Here is a 15,154-nt window from a genome sequence, read left to right on the forward strand (position 1 = left end):
CTCGGTCCCCGGTAATATCGTCAGGTGCTGATTCTGCTGCCGCCTTCCGAAGGCAAGACCCCCGCCGTCAAAGGCCCCGCCGTCGAATGGGAGTCACTCAGCTTTCCGGAACTCAACCCCTACCGCGCCAAGGTGCTGGAATCGTTGGGCACCGTCAGCGCGCACGAGGACGCCTTGGCGTTGCTTGGCGTCGGCGCCTCGCTGAAGGACGACGTCGAACGTAATACCCGGCTGCACGCGGAACCGGCGGCGCCGGCCCACCAGGTCTACTCGGGAGTCCTGTATGACGCGCTCGGCTTCAATTCGATGACGCCGACTCAACGCCGCAAGGCAACCGAATCGATTTTGGTGATTTCGGCACTGTGGGGTGCCATCGGTTTTGGTGACCATGTGCCGGCTTACCGGCTGTCCATGGGAACGGCACTGCCCGACGTCGGACGCCTCGCCTCCTTCTGGAAGCCTCAACTCAGCACCGCCCTCGCCACCCGTAGCGAGGGGGAGCTTTTGGTTGATTGCCGTTCCAGCACGTATGCAGCGGCGTGGGCTCCACCAGCAGCGCAAACCGTCACAGTGAATGTTTTCAACGAGGCCAACGGCAAGCGCACTGTGGTGAGCCACTTTGCCAAGCACACGCGAGGTGAGTTTGCCAGGCATCTGCTGACCAGGCGCGGGAAGGCGCCCGCATCACCCGATCAACTGCTAAAAGCGGCTAAAGAGATTTGGCGGGCGGAACTCGTCCCCGGCACTGCCCGCAAGCCGCACGCGCTGAACATCATCCTGACCAGCTGACTGAAACTGTCAGTTCCACTCCGCCGAACGAACCAGAATGACACCGGAATCCGGGCAGAAGACAATGTCGTCTTCAGCAGCGGCCTTGACTTCGGCCAGGTCACCGGGGCTGAGCATCATGCCCGACCCCTCGGACTTCCCGTGGAACAGCCGGGCAGCCCCGACGCCACGCTTGGCAATCGTCTTCTCATAAACTGCAAGCATTCCGGCGTCCAGGGCCTCCGCGAAAGCGGCACGTTGCCCGCGGACCACGGTTTCCTCGGCCGCGATCTCAGCAATTGCCTCATCCAGTTCGGCGCGGATGCCGGCAAATGAACCCTGGATGTCATCCACGATGGTCTGTTGTGCGGCTTGACGCTCCCGCAGGGTGTCCAAACGCTCCAGGATTTCAAGCTCAACGTCCTCAAGGTCGGAGCGGCGCTTGTTAAGGGATGCGATGTCACTCTGAAGCGCCACCAGGTCCTTGGAGAGGCCGGTTCCGCTGTTGAGCCTGGCTTCGTCACGTTCGATGCGGGACGCGACCTGCTCCACGTCCGCTTCGGAACGACGCAGTTCAGCTTCGGCGTCGTGCACCGCCATCTTGGCAGCGCCCAGTTCACCATTGGCTACATTCAGTGCATCCTGAAGGTCAGCTATCCGCGGATCTGTTTCCAGCACCTTCCGGCGGCCGGCCAACGATTTGAGCTTGGCATCCAGTCCCTGCAGTTCAAGCAATTTCAGTTGTTCTGCCGGTGCTGCTTTCGCCACGCTTACCTCCGCTTGTATCGCTTCCGGCCCTGGGGATCAGTTCCGGATGGACGGCCCGTGTTTATTGGGATTGTCCGTATCTTCTAGACTCTAGTCCCCGCCGGGAGTGAGTATGAAGTCCCAAGGATCGCTGTTGGTGCTGCTCACGCGGATCTCGACGTCGTAGCCCTGATCGCCCAGTACGTTGCCGAGCGCTTCCGCGGCTACGGGCAGCCACAGCCATTCACTGGCAAAGTGTGAGACGTCGATGAGGTACGGCCGGCCGTTGACCGCCCCTTCGCGCGCTTCCGACGCCGGATGGTGCCGCATGTCTGCTGTCACATAGACATCTGCATTGCTGGCCCTGACGGCATCGAACAAGCTGTCGCCCGCACCACCACAGACGGCGACGCGCCGCAGCAGACCGTCCTTGTCACCGGCCACGCGAACCCCTCCGGCCACCGCGGGGAGCATCCCAAAGACCCGGGCAGCGAAATCACCCAGGGTCATGAGCTCAGGAAGGTCACCAACCCGGCCAATGCCTTCCTCGGGCAATCCATTGGCGGCAGGGGTCAGTGGAGCAACATTCTCCAGGCCAAAGGCGTCCGCCAACACGTCCGATACGCCCCCGACCGCGGAGTCACCGTTGGTGTGGACGGTCAGGAGTCCGGTGCCCGCTTCGATCAGCCGGTGCACGGCCAAGCCCTTCGCGGAGGTGGCCGCGACGGAGTTTACGCCTTTGAGCAGCAACGGGTGATGGGTAATCAGGAGCCCCGCTCCCCACTCAATGGCCTCATCGATCACAGCCAATGTAGGGTCCACAGCAAACAGGATCTTGGTGATGGGCGTGTTGGGGCGCCCAACGACGAGGCCTACCTCGTCCCAGTCCTCAGCCAAGGACTCTGGCCAGAGCTCCTCAACAGCAAGCAACACCTGGCCAAGAGTCGGGTCCCCGCTTGCTTCCACTGTCCCGGCGTCGTCGCTGGAATCCGCACCAGAAATGGCGGTGTCTACTGCTTCCATACTCTTATTCTTACCTACTGGACCCGATGGGGCAGTTTTGGTAGCTGCCGTACCTGCCCAGCGGCGTTATTGTCCCGTAAGGTATTGCGGGAATCATCAGGCCCTCCAATCCATTGAAGAGATCATGAAAACTTTTGTACTTGGTGGTGGATGCTTCTGGTGCCTTGATGCCGTGTACCAGAAAACCCGCGGTGTCAGTTCGGTAGTCTCCGGCTATACGGGTGGCCATGTCAGAAACCCTGACTACTACGACGTCTGCTCGGGAACTACCGGTCATGCAGAGGTGGTTGCGGTGACATTCGACGAAACCGTGGTGCCGGAGGAGGTCATTCTTGACATGTTCTTCGCGTTGCATGACCCCACCACGTTGAACCGCCAGGGCTACGACACAGGCACCCAATACCGTTCGTCGATGTTCTACACCACGACGGAGGAAAAGATCCTCTTCGAAGAAGCCATCGAGCGCGCGCAAGCACTCTGGGCCAATCCGATTGTGACGGAAGTAAGCCGGCTACCCGAGTTCTATGAAGCAGAGGAAGTCCATCAGAACTATTACGCCAAGTTCCCGTACCAGGGCTATTGCCAGGTCATCATCAATCCAAAGCTGGCCAAAGCGCGGAAATATTACTCTGCATGGCTAACTGCTTAGCAGGGTTTCGATGCGGCTGGTTAGGCTGACCTCAGCATTCCCTCTTCAGAGATAGGCATAATCTTCATGGCAAGGATCTACGACGACGTCACCCAGCTGGTCGGCCGCACTCCGCTGGTCCGTTTGAACCGGCTGACCGAAGGCCTTGAGGCCACCGTTGCGGTCAAGCTTGAGTTCTACAACCCGGCCAACAGCGTGAAGGACCGTATCGGTGTGGCCATCATTGACGCCGCCGAAAAGTCCGGTGCCCTGAAGCCGGGCGGAACAATTGTGGAAGGCACCTCGGGTAACACCGGAATCGCGCTGGCCCTTGTTGGTGCTGCACGCGGCTACAAGGTCATCCTGACCATGCCTGAGACCATGTCCACGGAACGTCGTGTCATGCTTCGCGCCTATGGTGCAGAGATCGTCCTGACTCCCGGTTCCGAAGGTATGCGCGGCGCTGTTGAAAAGGCCCAGGAAATTGTTGCCAACACCGAGAACTCCATCTGGGCGCAGCAGTTCGCCAACCCCGCCAACCCGGAGATCCACCGCAACACAACAGCCGAGGAAATCTGGGCTGACACAGATGGCGAAGTAGACATCTTTGTTGGCGGCATCGGTACCGGCGGTACCGTGACCGGCGTCGGGCAGCTCCTCAAGGAGCGCAAGCCCGAAGTCCAGATCATTGCCGTTGAGCCCAAGGACTCCCCCATCCTTAATGGCGGCAGCCCCGGTCCCCACAAGATCCAGGGCCTGGGCGCCAACTTCATTCCGGAGGTCCTTGACACGAACGTCTACGACGAAGTCCTCGACGCTACCCTTGAAGACTCGGTTGCCACCGCCCGCGCCTTGGGTTCCAAGGAAGGCGTACTCGCCGGCATCTCCGGCGGCGCCGCAGTATGGGGTGCACTGGAAGTCGCCAAGCGTCCCGAGAACAAGGGCAAGCTGATCGTCGTGATCGTGCCGGACTTCGGAGAGCGTTACATCTCCACTGTGCTCTTTGACGATATCCGCGGCTAACACTTCGCCCGCAAGCATTCATTTCCTGTAGAAAGGTCTTTGTGAGCTTCTTCGCAAGGCTTAAGGAAGACCTCGACGCCGCCCGGTCACATGACCCGGCGGCTCGAGGTTCTTTTGAGAACTTTTTCGCCTACTCCGGCCTGCACGCCATCTGGGCACACCGCGTGACCCACAAGCTCTGGCAAAACCCGGCCCTTCGCTTTCCCGCCCGCCTGATTTCCCAGTTGGCGAGATTCCTGACGGGCATCGAGATCCATCCCGGCGCAACCATCGGCCGGCGTTTCTTCATCGACCACGGCATGGGCGTCGTTATCGGTGAAACTGCTGAAATCGGCGAGGACGTGATGATCTACCACGGTGTGACGCTCGGCGGCCGGTCCCTTGCCAAGGTCAAGCGCCATCCGACCATCGGGGATCGTGTGACCATCGGCGCCGGCGCCAAGGTCCTGGGTCCCATTACGATCGGCGCAGACAGCGCAATTGGCGCGAACGCCGTCGTGGTGAAGAACGCTCCCCCGGAGTCGATCATCACGGGCATTCCTGCCACATGGCGGCACCGCGACGCGAAATCCGAAACCAAACCGGCGGTTGACCCGGCTGAGTACTACATCGAATACCGGATCTAGCTGGTAAACCTCTTGTAGGAGTTCCAGAGGACGGCGTCGAAGACGCGGTCAGGAAGCACCCTCCGTAAGGCCAGGACGCTCCAGGCTCCCCTACCCACCGGGTAGCGGGTCTTGGGGCGTTTTGCCGTTGACGCGCGAACTATTGCCCTGGCCACTACCCTCGGAGGCGTTGATATCAGCTGTCCGGATGTTGACGCCAAGGCTGCTGCCATGACGTGGACCTGCCCTTTGTATGGACCTCTACCGGACGCGGACAACAGGCCTTCCCCGGCAATGGTGCCCCATTCGGTGTCCGTTCCGGCCGGCTCAATGAGGACGACGTCGATGCCGTGCGGCTTCAGCTCGAGCCTCAAAGAATCGCTCATCCCCTCCACTGCGAATTTTGTCCCGTGGTACCAAGCGCCCAGGGGCTCGTAGATCTTTCCTCCAATGGACGAGACGTTGATGATCCGACCAGAACCCACTTGCCGCATCCTTGGAATAACGAGTTGAGTCATCCTTGCCAGACCCATCACGTTCACCTCGAACTGGCGCCTGCCTTCGGCCAAGGGAACCTCTTCCAGGGAGCCGTAGGAGCCGTACCCGGCGTTGTTCACGAGGACGTCTATGTGCCCGTGTGCAGCCTCAACAAGCGCGACTGCTGAGGCCATGGAGTCCTCGATGGTGACATCCAGGTGCATGACGGTGATTCCCTGTGCCTTAAGCGGATGCATCTTCTCCACCCGACGCGCGCCGGCGTAGACAACGAACCCTTCAGACCTTAGGGCACGCGCCGTCTCGAAACCAATGCCGGTAGATGCTCCAGTGACAAAGGCGATGCGGTCGGTCATGGCACTGGCTCCTTGGCTCGTGGCACCCGCGCGATGGCCCAGTACCCGTTCCGGCACGGCAAAGGCCGGCTCCTCCCAGCGTATCGGGGAAGAACCGGCCTTGCGGTGGAACTTAGTGGGTGTCGACGGCCGAGATTTCGGACTTGTCTTCGCCCCACAGCGTGTGGAACGTACCTTCGGCATCAACGCGGCCGTAGGTGTGCGCACCGAAGAGGTCACGCTGGCCCTGGATCAGCGCAGCGGCAACGCGCTTGCGGCGCAGGCCGTCGTAGTACGCCAGCGAGGAGGAGAAGACCGGTACCGGGATGCCCAGCTGGACGGCGGTAGCAACAACGCGCCGCCAGGCCGGGAGTGCCTCGGCGATGGCCTTGGTGAAGGCCGGCGCGAACAACAGGTTGGCGGGCTTCTCCTCGGCAGCGTAAGCCTTGGTGATGTCCTTGAGCAGTTCGGCACGAATGATGCAGCCAGCACGCCACAGCGAGGCGATCTCGTCCAGCTTGAGGTCCCAGCCGTACTCCTTGGCAGCGGATGTCAGCATGTCCAGGCCCTGGGCGTAGGACACCAGCTTGGAGGCGTACAGCGCCTGGCGGACGTCCTCAACGAACGTCTCGGGGATCTCGACGGAAGCCTCTTCGCCAGCCAGCAGTTCCTGGCCAAGCTTGCGCTGCTCTGCCTGGGAAGACAGTGCACGTGCAAATACGGACTCGGCAATGCCGGACACCGGGGAGCCTAGTTCAAGGGCGGAGATAACCGTCCAGCGCCCGGTGCCCTTCTGGCCTGCGGCATCCACGACGACGTCAACGAACGGCTTGCCGGTCTTGGCGTCAACGTGGCCCAGGACTTCGGCGGAGATTTCGATCAGGAAGGAGGACAGATCGCCCTTGTTCCATTCAGCGAAAATCTTGGACTGCTCGGCGGGCTCGATGCCTGCACCCGAGCGGAGGAGGTCGAATGCCTCACCGATGACCTGCATGTCGGCGTATTCGATGCCGTTGTGGACCATCTTCACGAAGTGGCCGGCACCGTCGGTGCCGATCCAAGCGCAGCACGGTTCGCCGTCGACCTTTGCGGCAATCTTCTCCAACAGCGGCCCAAGGGCGTCGTAGGACTCACGGGAGCCGCCGGGCATGATCGAAGGACCGTTCAACGCGCCTTCTTCGCCACCGGAAACACCGACGCCTACAAAGTGGAGGTCCTTCTTGGCCAGCGCGGCTTCGCGGCGGCGGGTGTCCTCGTAGTGCGAGTTACCGGCATCGATGATGATGTCGCCGGCCTCGAGCAGCGGCTCGAGCTGCTCAATGACGTTGTCCACGGGAGCGCCTGCCTTGACCATGATCAGGACACGGCGGGGCTTTTCAAGGGAATCAACGAGTTCCTGCAGCGTTTCCGTGCGGATGAAATCGCCGTCCGTGCCGTGCTTTTCCAGCAGGGCGTCGGTCTTTTCCACGGAGCGGTTGTGGAGAGCCACAGTGAAGCCGTTGCGGGCCAGGTTGCGGGCCAGGTTGGCGCCCATCACCGCAAGGCCGGTGACACCGATGTGTGCTGACATCAAAACTCCAATTCGATCGTGTACAAACAGTCCCACCTACCCCCCTGGGGGCACGCAGGAAGCGATTTCATAACCAGGGGCTGTAATAAACCATACGTATTTATGCCATGAGCAGGAAAGCGGCGCCCACGTTTTGGAACTGCGCCGCGTCATAAACAGTCTATGATGTGCGGGACTTCCGCAGGCTCTCCCACGGCGGAGGCGGCATCGGATGCTACACGCGGATTGTCCTCGCCCCACTATGCTTACCTCTATGTCAACCAGCCTCCACCACCGCGCCGTAGAGCATCTGGGAACCCGGATTGTGGGCGGCGCCCTTCCGACCGGCCACGTCATGCTGGCCGAACATTTGGAAGACGAGCTCAACGTTTCGCGCTCGGTGGTCCGGGAGGCTGTCCGCGTCCTGCAGTCACTGGGCCTGGTGGAGACGATCAAGCGTGTCGGAATCCGCGTCCTCCCCGCCCATCGTTGGAATCCCTTTGATCCGTTGGTCATTCGCTGGCGCTTGGCTGGTGAGGGTCGTGGCGCCCAACTGAGGTCCCTCGCGGAGCTGCGTTCCGCCGTCGAGCCTGTTGCTGCGGAACTCGCAGCCGGGAACGCTCCGGAAACCCTGCGGCGGGAACTCGTGGATATTTCGCTGGCGATGAAGGAAGCCGGCGACGCCGGAGACATGCCACGGTTCCTTGACCTCGACATCCGATTCCACGCGCTGGTGCTGTCCGGCTCCGGAAACGAAATGTTTGCCAACTTGATTGGCCAGGTGACAGAGACCCTGACGGGACGCACAGTGCACGGACTCATGCCTGAGCACCCGCAGAAGCAGGCGCTGCAGTGGCACATTGATGTCGCCCACGCGATCGACGCCGGCGACGGTCAGCAGGCCAAAGATGCGGCCGGAAAAATTATGCGCCAAACGATCGCGGAGCTGGCGCCCAGCTGGAATGACCAGCCCCGCGTGTTCGTACCCGTGGGCGAAAAACTAAGTCTGGAAGTTCAGCAGGACTTTGCCGGACTCGGCTGAGTTCCTGGCTACGTCGAATGCCTCGAGGCCGTGGGCGAGGTCGAACTCGTGCGTTATCACGGGGTCCACGAACAAAGATCCGTCGGCCAACGCTGCGATGACGTCATCGATTTCGTTGTTGAACCGGAAGGATCCCAACAGTTCCAGCTCACGGGTAATGGCCAGGGAGATGAGGACCGGCTGCGGCCCGGAGGGCAGCAGCCCCACCATGACTACTTTCCCGCCGCGGGTGGCTCCCTTGATGGCCGAGGCAAGGCCGTGGTGGCTGCCGGAAGACTCGATAACGACGTCGGCCTCCACAGACGCGATAGCCTCGGCGTCGTCGCCCTTCAAGACGGCATCGGCACCCACGGCGCATGCGATCTCCAAAGGCTTGTCATGCATATCGACGGCGACAATACGGGCAGCGCCGGCGCGCTTGAGGACAGCGACAGCGAGGGCACCGATCGGGCCACTGCCGATCACCATGGCAGTCTTTCCCGCAACGTCACCGGCCCGGGCGACGGCATGCCAGGCCACGCTGGCCGGTTCCACCAACGCCGCGGTCCGCAGATCCAGGGTTTCCGGCAGGGCACGGAGCATCCGCGAGGGAAGGGTGGCGTAGCGGCTGAAAGCGCCGTCGGTGTGCGGGTAGCGTGCCGCGCTGCCCAGGTACGTGCAGCCCGGGGAGAGGTTGGGCCGCTCTTCGGGGTACCGTGCCGCGCCCGGGCCCGGTGTGGCCGGGTGCACGGCCACTGGAGTGCCGGGTTCGGGGCCGCTGCCATCGGCTGCCTGCTCGATGACGACCCCGACAATTTCATGGCCCAGGACCATCGGGGCCTTCAGGATGGACTCCCCGGCGGCACCATGCAGCCAATAATGCAGGTCTGAACCGCAGATCCCGCCGTAGGCGATCTCCACGATCGACTCATCCGGCGCCGGCGCCTTCAGTGGGATGTCTTCGATCCGCAAGTCCCCTTTGGCGTGCGCGACGACAGCGGGGCCGGAGGCCGGGAGGGTGATGCCCATCAGACCACCACCGTCATTCCGCCATCGACGAAGATCGTCTGGCCATTGACGAAATTGGACCCCTGGGACGCCAGCCACACAACAGGCCCGGCCAGGTCAGCGACCGTGCCCCACCGGTGGGCCGGTGTCCGGCCGAGGATCCAGGTGTTGAACGCTTCGTCATCGACCAGGTTCTGCGTCATTTCCGTATGGATGTACCCCGGGGCGATGCCGTTGATCTGCAACCCCGACGCCGCCCACTCAGCCGTCATCGCCCGGGTCAGGTTACGCAGCCCACCCTTCGCCGCCACATACGGGGCAATCGTCGGCCGGGCAAGGTCGGTCTGGACCGAGCAGATATTGATGATCTTCCCTCGGCCCCGGGGAATCATATGCCGCGCCGCTTCCCGGCCCACCAGGAACGCGCTGGTCAAATCCGTGCTGATCACCCGGTCCCAGTCCTTCACATCCAACTCAAGCATGGGAACACGGTGCTGGATACCCGCGTTGTTGACCAGGATGTCCAACGGGCCGACGTTGGCCTCGATCCACGCGACGCCATCAGCGGCTGAAGCCGCATCCGTCACATCAAACGCCCGGCTGTGGACCCTTCCCGCAGGATAGTCGGCAGCCATGGCCTGATGGGCCGCTTCAAGCCGTCCCGTGGTGATGCCGTTGAGCACTACAGTTGCTCCGGCGTCGGCGAGGCCCCGGGCCAGGGCGTTGCCAATCCCCCGGCTCGAACCCGTCACCAACGCGACGTGTCCACTCAGATCAAATAGTCCACTCATGTTTCTTTTTGCATTCCTTCTTGTCTGGACAAGTTTGTTGGTCAGGGCCGGCAGTTAGTTGTCAGCCGTGGAGAGGGAAAGATTGGCAATTGCCTGGCGAACGACGGCGAGGTCCTGATCGCCAAGTCCTTGACGTTTGAGCTCGCCGTAGAGCTGGATGGCCGCAGAGGCCATAGGTACCGGGGAGCCCACAGCTTCGGCGCTTTGGACCACGAAGGCAAGATCCTTGTGCATGAATTTGGCTGGTCCGGTGGGCGCATAGTCCTTTGCTGCCAAGCGTGGCCCGACGACGTCCAACACCCGGCTTCCGGCCAACCCTCCTGCGAGGACTTCATACAGCGCGGCAACATCCATACCGGAGCGCTCGGCAAGCTCAGCAGCCTCGGCAAGTGCCGCCGTCGTGGTTCCGACGATCAGTTGATTGCAGGCCTTGGCGAGCGAGCCCGATCCCAGTGGGCCCATCCGGCGCACCGTTGTTCCCATGGTTTCAAAGAGTGGCTGAAGCCGTTCAAAGTCCGCTTCGGACGCCCCGGCCATAATGGCCAAAGTTCCGCTTTCGGCCCCGGTGGTGCCGCCACTCACTGGCGCGTCAATCACTACGGCATTTCCGTCGCTGGCCTGATGGACTCGTTCGCCGAACTGGCGGACATCCGTTGGAGAAACGCTGCTCATAATAACGACGGCGGTCCCGGGCTGGGGCGGCTCCGACCGCCAGGCATCGAACAAGCCTTCTGCTGCAGCCTCAATGAAGGGCAAATCGGGGAGCATGAAAATGATTATTGGTTCGCCCCGGAGCCCGGCAACGGTGCCCACCCGGCCAATACCGGCGAGGCCTTCGAAAACGGCGTCGGAGCGGTTCCATGCCGTGACAACCCATCCTGCTTTAGCGATGTTGGCCGCCATGGGAGCCCCCATCAGTCCCAAGCCCACGAAACCCACGCGTTTGCTGGTCATGTTGTGAAGAACCTCACTTCTTTGTGTGCACCAAAAGTTTGTATCAAACATAACGAACTGTTCAATATCCTAGCCTCCATTCAGTATGATGAACACTATGACGACTGATGAACTTACCATCGCGATCGCTGTGCCGCTCGAAGTTGAGCATGTGGAGCGTATTCGCGCCGTGGATCCTTCCGTAACTGTCCTGCACGAACCAGATCTCCTTCCGCCCGAGCGCTTCCCTGCAGACCACAGCGGGGACCCTGATTTCAAGCGGACGCCAGAGCAGGAAGAACGCTACTGGGCCATGCTCAACCGGGCCCAGGTTCTGTACGGCTTCCCTAACGAAAGCCCCGCCGGCCTTGCCCGGATTGCCCGGAGCAATCCCCACCTTCAATGGATTCACGCCATGGCCGCTGGGGCTGGCGGAGCCGTTAAGGCTTCGGGGCTGGATACTGAGACGCTCCTAAAATTCCGCGTCACTACGTCGGCCGGGGTCCACGCGTTGCCGCTCGCGGAATTCTCCGCCTTTGGCATCCTTAACGGCTTCAAGCGCAGCGCCGAAATGGCCCAGGACCAAGCGGCCAAGGTTTGGCCCGAGTTGCGAACACCCACCAAGTTGGCCAACGGATCCAAGGTGGTCATTGCCGGGCTTGGCGAGATCGGCATGGAAACCGCACGTATTGCCCGTGCTCTGGGGATGAGGGTCAGCGGCACCAAACGCAACGTCGAGGCCATTGAAGGCATCGACGAGGTCACTAACAATGACGGCCTTGCGGATCTGGTTGCCGACGCTGATGCCGTGGTGAACACACTCCCCGGCACTCCGTACACTGAGAAGCTGTTCAGCACTGACATCTTCTCCGCAATGAAGCCGGGTACCGTGTTCGTCAACGTTGGCCGTGGCACAGTGGTGGACGAGGATGCCCTTCTTGAAGCCCTCAACAACGGGCAGCTTGCCTATGCTTGCCTGGACGTCTTTGCCGTCGAGCCGCTCCCGCAGGATAGTCCCCTGTGGAACCACCCCAAGGTTCTGGTATCGCCACACACGTCCGCACTGAGCACAGCCGAAAACCGCCTCATCGCGGAACGCTTCTGCAGCAACCTCCGTACTTTCCTGGACGGTGGCGACCTTCCCCACCTGGTTGATCCGGTCCACTTCTACTAGGCCCGATTTTTACCAGGCCCGATCAAGCTCTGATGCAAAAGGCTCCGACCCCAAGGGGTCGGAGCCTTTTTGCGTCAATGTTTTCTGCGCAATGCCTCGAAGCTGCCGGTGGGCTACTTCGCGTCCTCAAGGGAAAGAAGGTCCCGTCCAGCTGTTTCAGGCGTGAAGAACGTCGTAATGAAGGAAATCAGCGCCAAGACGAGCGAGTAAACCGCCAGTACTACCCAGGAGTTATGCGTAGCCGCCAGAAGGATGGCGCCGAGCAGGGGCACGAGGCCACCCGCCAGCACAGCAGAGATTTCGCGGCTCAGCGCAACACCGGTGAAGCGATACTGGGAACCAAACAGTTCAGGTAGCAATGGGCACTGCGGACCCAGCATGGACTGGACGCCCAGTGCGATACCAACCACCATGACAGCCCATACGAGAGTCACGTTTCCGAGGGTCACCAGGTAGAAGGCGGGGATGGCAAAGACCGCCTGGAACAACGCGCCGTACCGGTAAACCCGTACCCGACCAAAGCGGTCGGACAGCGCACCGAAGGTGACCACCATAACGGCCGCGAATCCAGCGGCAATCAGGAGTCCCACAGGGCCAATGAATTTGTCTCCAGGGAAGACACCTTCCTTGACTGACATGAAGGAGATCAGCAGAGCCGAATAGATGGACGAATTACCGTTCTCTCCCATCCGGAGTCCTATACCAACCAGCACGTTCCTTCTGGAGTGCTTCCAAAGTTGACCGACAGGGTTCTTGACCACATTCTTATGCTTCTCCAATTCCTGAAATACCGGGGTTTCCTTCAACCTCAGGCGAATGAAGACGGCAACGATGATCAGGACAAAGCTGGCAAGGAACGGCACTCTCCAGAGCCACGCCTCGAAAGCATCCTTATCCGCCAGCTGCAATAGTGCGAAAGTTCCGGCGCCCAGGAGCGTGCCGAGCTGAATGCCCACGAATGGCAGCGACGCGAAGTATCCGCGACGCTTCGGCGGAGCCACTTCTGATATCAGGGTTGTGGCTCCAGCCTGTTCCGCTCCGGCACCCAAGCCCTGGATGATGCGCAGCGTCACCAGGAGTACAGCGCCGAGCATTCCGGCTTGCTCGAAGGTGGGCAGCAGGCCGATGGCAAAGCTTGCGAGTCCCATCATGCCAATTGTCAGCAAGAGGACCATTTTGCGGCCAAACCTGTCTCCGATGAATCCGAAGAAAATACCGCCGAAGGGCCTGGCCGCAAATCCCACGCCATAGGTGGCAAAGGATGCGATCAAAGCCCCACTCTCACCCAAGGGTTTGAAGAACAAGGGCCCAAAGATCAGGGCCGAGGCCAGGCCGTAAATGTAGAAATCGTAGTACTCCAGGGCAGAACCCACGGAGCTGGCCAGCGTCGCCCTGCGAAGCTGTTCCGGCTCAACCACTGCATCGTCAGCCTCAGCTGCGAGCTTTGCATTAGTACGAGTTGTCACAAGCACTCCCTCAAAATCACCCCAGGCCCCCGTTGGCCCGGCGAGATAGTGATGGCATCACCGCCAAGATCACTATGATGAACAGCGTACAGCTTGTTGAACGCAGTGCCAAGGTTGAAATCAGATTTATTCAAAACCGGCGATTGTGACGGGCCCCACGGCATCAACCCATCGGATTCCCCAGGGAACGCGCGAGCTCCTTGAGTTCCTTGACCATGAGGGCGCCCTGTTCCTCGGAATAAGTAGCCTTCAATGCAGTAACAGAAAGCCCCAGGCTTGGACCATGTGCTCCATGGGTGGGCACGGGAACGGCAAGGCACACCACGCCTACCGTTGATTCTTCGTCCTCAAAGGCAAATCCCTGCTTGCGGATCGTGGCAATCTGCGCCTTCAGTTCCTCTGCCCTGCGCAGCGAGTTCGGAGTCATAACCGGAAGTTCCATGCCATCCGGGAACATGGCATCGATGTCGTGATCGTGCAACTGCGCCAGGAGCGCCTTTCCTACACTGCAGAGGGAGACTGGCATCTTGTCGCCTATGTTGGAGGTCAACCGAACTGCAGGATGACCTTCATAGCGCGCAAGGTAAATGACATGGTCCCCGTCCAACATGGCAATGCGGACAGTTTCTCCGGACAGGGTGGGCGCTTGTTCACAGTACTTATAGAACTCCTGCACTTCGTCCAACCGGCTCAAGTAGGCGGCGCCCAGCTCTACGAGCTTTCGACCCAAGCCAAAGTCCGCGCCCTGCCTGGTAATAAGCCGCGCCTCCTCGAGCGCCAGCAGCAGATTGGACGTGGAAGACTTAGGGATTCCCAACTCCCTGGACAGATCACTCAGGGTGAGGCGGCCCGACGGCGATTCTGCCAATGCTTCCAGAACGGCCGCGGCGCGGGTCACCGCAGGCGCCGGCGATGAAGCGCCCAGTCCCTCGGAGCGGATAATGCGGGAATCGGCCATGATTCTCCTTCGTCATATCAAACCGGACGTCGCCGTCCAGCGGCTGTTCATTCAGCTGAACACTACCCATCATAGTGTGACTGCCTACCGTCCTGCCGGGGCGAAAGGCGACTTTGTCGACACACAAGGCCTTAAGGAGGGCTTTACTTTCCAAACCGAAAAGTTCGCTGTATATTCATTTTCGAGCTCTCCACCGCGGCATCCCCCAATAGTCGCGGTGGAGAGCTCATCCATTTCGCGGCCCGAATCCTACGCCGCCACCCGCTCTTCGCCACGCAGGTACCAGCCCCCACCGCTTCCGTCCCGCACGAGTTCCCACGTCGCCAGGCTGGACATGGCGTTGCTTCCCAGCCGCACCTGGACTTGCAACACCTCAACATCCACGCGGCCCTGCCCGCGGGGCATGCGCTTGGCGTTCTCCCACCACGGCACCCGCTCGAACCATCGGAATGGTTCTTCGGCAATCTGCCAGTTCCGACCGCCCCGGACAACCGTAGTTGCCGTACCGCCCCCTGAAGTGAGGATGTATACCTGTTCCATGAGCCAGACACTAGGCGTGGGCACTGACTTTTTTCCGGTGCTTCCAGGGAAAAGGAAAACCCCGCCATTCTCGAACCTTGCGGTCCAGAA

16 protein-coding genes are annotated in these 15,154 nt (G+C 61.0%); 6 read left to right on the forward strand and 10 right to left on the reverse strand.

What is annotated here, in order from left to right:
- Nucleotides 1-24 precede the first annotated feature (24 nt).
- Entirely contained in the window at nt 25-789 is a 765-nt protein-coding gene (locus tag VUN82_15880) for a peroxide stress protein YaaA (GenBank protein ID XAS70576.1), read from the forward strand.
- A gap of 9 nt (nt 790-798) precedes the next feature.
- Here VUN82_15880 and VUN82_15885 read toward each other — a convergent pair whose 3' ends face one another.
- Both VUN82_15885 and VUN82_15890 read right to left on the reverse strand, forming a co-directional pair.
- Complete coding sequence (locus VUN82_15885; protein ID XAS70577.1) at nt 799-1,536, reverse strand: C4-type zinc ribbon domain-containing protein; 738 nt, start codon at nt 1,534-1,536, stop codon at nt 799-801.
- 90 nt (nt 1,537-1,626) lie between these two features.
- Nucleotides 1,627-2,538, reverse strand: coding sequence for a Nif3-like dinuclear metal center hexameric protein (locus tag VUN82_15890; protein XAS70578.1), 912 nt, complete (start codon nt 2,536-2,538; stop codon nt 1,627-1,629).
- 124 nt (nt 2,539-2,662) lie between these two features.
- Here VUN82_15890 and msrA point away from each other — a divergent pair, with 124 nt between their 5' ends.
- From msrA to epsC, 3 genes are all read left to right on the forward strand, one after another.
- A complete protein-coding gene (gene msrA / locus VUN82_15895) occupies nt 2,663-3,187 on the forward strand; it encodes a peptide-methionine (S)-S-oxide reductase MsrA (GenBank protein XAS70579.1) in 525 nt (174 codons plus the stop codon).
- A gap of 66 nt (nt 3,188-3,253) precedes the next feature.
- The gene (gene cysK, locus VUN82_15900) at nt 3,254-4,189 is read left to right on the forward strand and encodes a cysteine synthase A (GenBank protein XAS70580.1); all 936 of its coding nucleotides are present in this window, start codon (nt 3,254-3,256) and stop codon (nt 4,187-4,189) included.
- 41 nt (nt 4,190-4,230) lie between these two features.
- Complete coding sequence (epsC, locus tag VUN82_15905) at nt 4,231-4,815, forward strand: serine O-acetyltransferase EpsC (GenBank protein XAS70581.1); 585 nt, start codon at nt 4,231-4,233, stop codon at nt 4,813-4,815.
- Here the strand turns inward: epsC and VUN82_15910 are convergent.
- A complete protein-coding gene (locus VUN82_15910; GenBank protein ID XAS70582.1) occupies nt 4,812-5,645 on the reverse strand; it encodes an oxidoreductase in 834 nt (277 codons plus the stop codon). The two genes, epsC and VUN82_15910, sit on opposite strands and share 4 nt — an antisense overlap.
- 112 nt (nt 5,646-5,757) lie before the next feature.
- Nucleotides 5,758-7,194, reverse strand: coding sequence for an NADP-dependent phosphogluconate dehydrogenase (gene gndA / locus VUN82_15915; GenBank protein ID XAS70583.1), 1,437 nt, complete (start codon nt 7,192-7,194; stop codon nt 5,758-5,760).
- Nucleotides 7,195-7,447: 253 nt separating this feature from the next.
- Between gndA and VUN82_15920 the strand changes: the two genes are divergently transcribed.
- A complete protein-coding gene (locus VUN82_15920; GenBank protein ID XAS70584.1) occupies nt 7,448-8,215 on the forward strand; it encodes an FCD domain-containing protein in 768 nt (255 codons plus the stop codon).
- Here VUN82_15920 and VUN82_15925 read toward each other — a convergent pair.
- From VUN82_15925 to VUN82_15935, 3 genes are read right to left on the reverse strand one after another with little or no spacing between them, the layout of a single operon-like run.
- Nucleotides 8,174-9,223, reverse strand: a complete 1,050-nt coding sequence (locus VUN82_15925; GenBank protein ID XAS70585.1) for an L-idonate 5-dehydrogenase — start codon at nt 9,221-9,223, stop codon at nt 8,174-8,176. The genes VUN82_15920 and VUN82_15925 overlap by 42 nt on opposite strands.
- The gene (locus VUN82_15930; protein XAS70586.1) at nt 9,223-9,993 is read right to left on the reverse strand and encodes an SDR family oxidoreductase; all 771 of its coding nucleotides are present in this window, start codon (nt 9,991-9,993) and stop codon (nt 9,223-9,225) included. Before VUN82_15930 ends, VUN82_15925 begins: the two co-directional genes overlap by 1 nt.
- 54 nt (nt 9,994-10,047) lie before the next feature.
- Nucleotides 10,048-10,947, reverse strand: coding sequence for an NAD(P)-dependent oxidoreductase (locus VUN82_15935; GenBank protein ID XAS70587.1), 900 nt, complete (start codon nt 10,945-10,947; stop codon nt 10,048-10,050).
- An 85-nt stretch (nt 10,948-11,032) separates the two neighbouring features.
- Here VUN82_15935 and VUN82_15940 point away from each other — a divergent pair, with 85 nt between their 5' ends.
- The gene (locus VUN82_15940; protein XAS70588.1) at nt 11,033-12,100 is read left to right on the forward strand and encodes a D-2-hydroxyacid dehydrogenase; all 1,068 of its coding nucleotides are present in this window, start codon (nt 11,033-11,035) and stop codon (nt 12,098-12,100) included.
- 113 nt (nt 12,101-12,213) lie between these two features.
- On the opposite strand, the gene VUN82_15945 is transcribed toward VUN82_15940, so the two are convergent.
- From VUN82_15945 to VUN82_15955, 3 genes are all read right to left on the reverse strand, one after another.
- Nucleotides 12,214-13,572: an MFS transporter gene (locus VUN82_15945; GenBank protein ID XAS70589.1), complete on the reverse strand. Its 1,359-nt coding sequence runs from the start codon at nt 13,570-13,572 to the stop codon at nt 12,214-12,216.
- 157 nt (nt 13,573-13,729) lie between these two features.
- Nucleotides 13,730-14,524, reverse strand: a complete 795-nt coding sequence (locus VUN82_15950; protein ID XAS70590.1) for an IclR family transcriptional regulator — start codon at nt 14,522-14,524, stop codon at nt 13,730-13,732.
- A 249-nt stretch (nt 14,525-14,773) separates the two neighbouring features.
- Entirely contained in the window at nt 14,774-15,064 is a 291-nt protein-coding gene (locus VUN82_15955; protein XAS70591.1) for a hypothetical protein, read from the reverse strand.
- Nucleotides 15,065-15,154 lie beyond the last annotated feature (90 nt).

The organism is Micrococcaceae bacterium Sec5.1, assembly GCA_039636795.1.
In the GTDB taxonomy this organism is placed as follows: Bacteria; Actinomycetota; Actinomycetes; order Actinomycetales; family Micrococcaceae; genus Arthrobacter.

Excerpts from the sequence above, each read along its gene's own strand:
- gndA (XAS70583.1), bottom strand. The coding sequence starts at position 7,194 with ATGTCAGCACACATCGGTGTCACCGGCCTTGCGGTGATGGGCGCCAAC.
- msrA (XAS70579.1), top strand. The coding sequence starts at position 2,663 with ATGAAAACTTTTGTACTTGGTGGTGGATGCTTCTGGTGCCTTGATGCC.
- cysK (XAS70580.1), top strand. The coding sequence starts at position 3,254 with ATGGCAAGGATCTACGACGACGTCACCCAGCTGGTCGGCCGCACTCCG.
- VUN82_15955 (XAS70591.1), bottom strand. The coding sequence starts at position 15,064 with ATGGAACAGGTATACATCCTCACTTCAGGGGGCGGTACGGCAACTACG.
- VUN82_15935 (XAS70587.1), bottom strand. The coding sequence starts at position 10,947 with ATGACCAGCAAACGCGTGGGTTTCGTGGGCTTGGGACTGATGGGGGCT.
- VUN82_15910 (XAS70582.1), bottom strand. The coding sequence starts at position 5,645 with ATGACCGACCGCATCGCCTTTGTCACTGGAGCATCTACCGGCATTGGT.
- VUN82_15930 (XAS70586.1), bottom strand. The coding sequence starts at position 9,993 with ATGAGTGGACTATTTGATCTGAGTGGACACGTCGCGTTGGTGACGGGT.
- VUN82_15920 (XAS70584.1), top strand. The coding sequence starts at position 7,448 with ATGTCAACCAGCCTCCACCACCGCGCCGTAGAGCATCTGGGAACCCGG.
- VUN82_15925 (XAS70585.1), bottom strand. The coding sequence starts at position 9,223 with ATGGGCATCACCCTCCCGGCCTCCGGCCCCGCTGTCGTCGCGCACGCC.
- VUN82_15950 (XAS70590.1), bottom strand. The coding sequence starts at position 14,524 with ATGGCCGATTCCCGCATTATCCGCTCCGAGGGACTGGGCGCTTCATCG.
- VUN82_15890 (XAS70578.1), bottom strand. The coding sequence starts at position 2,538 with ATGGAAGCAGTAGACACCGCCATTTCTGGTGCGGATTCCAGCGACGAC.
- VUN82_15940 (XAS70588.1), top strand. The coding sequence starts at position 11,033 with ATGATGAACACTATGACGACTGATGAACTTACCATCGCGATCGCTGTG.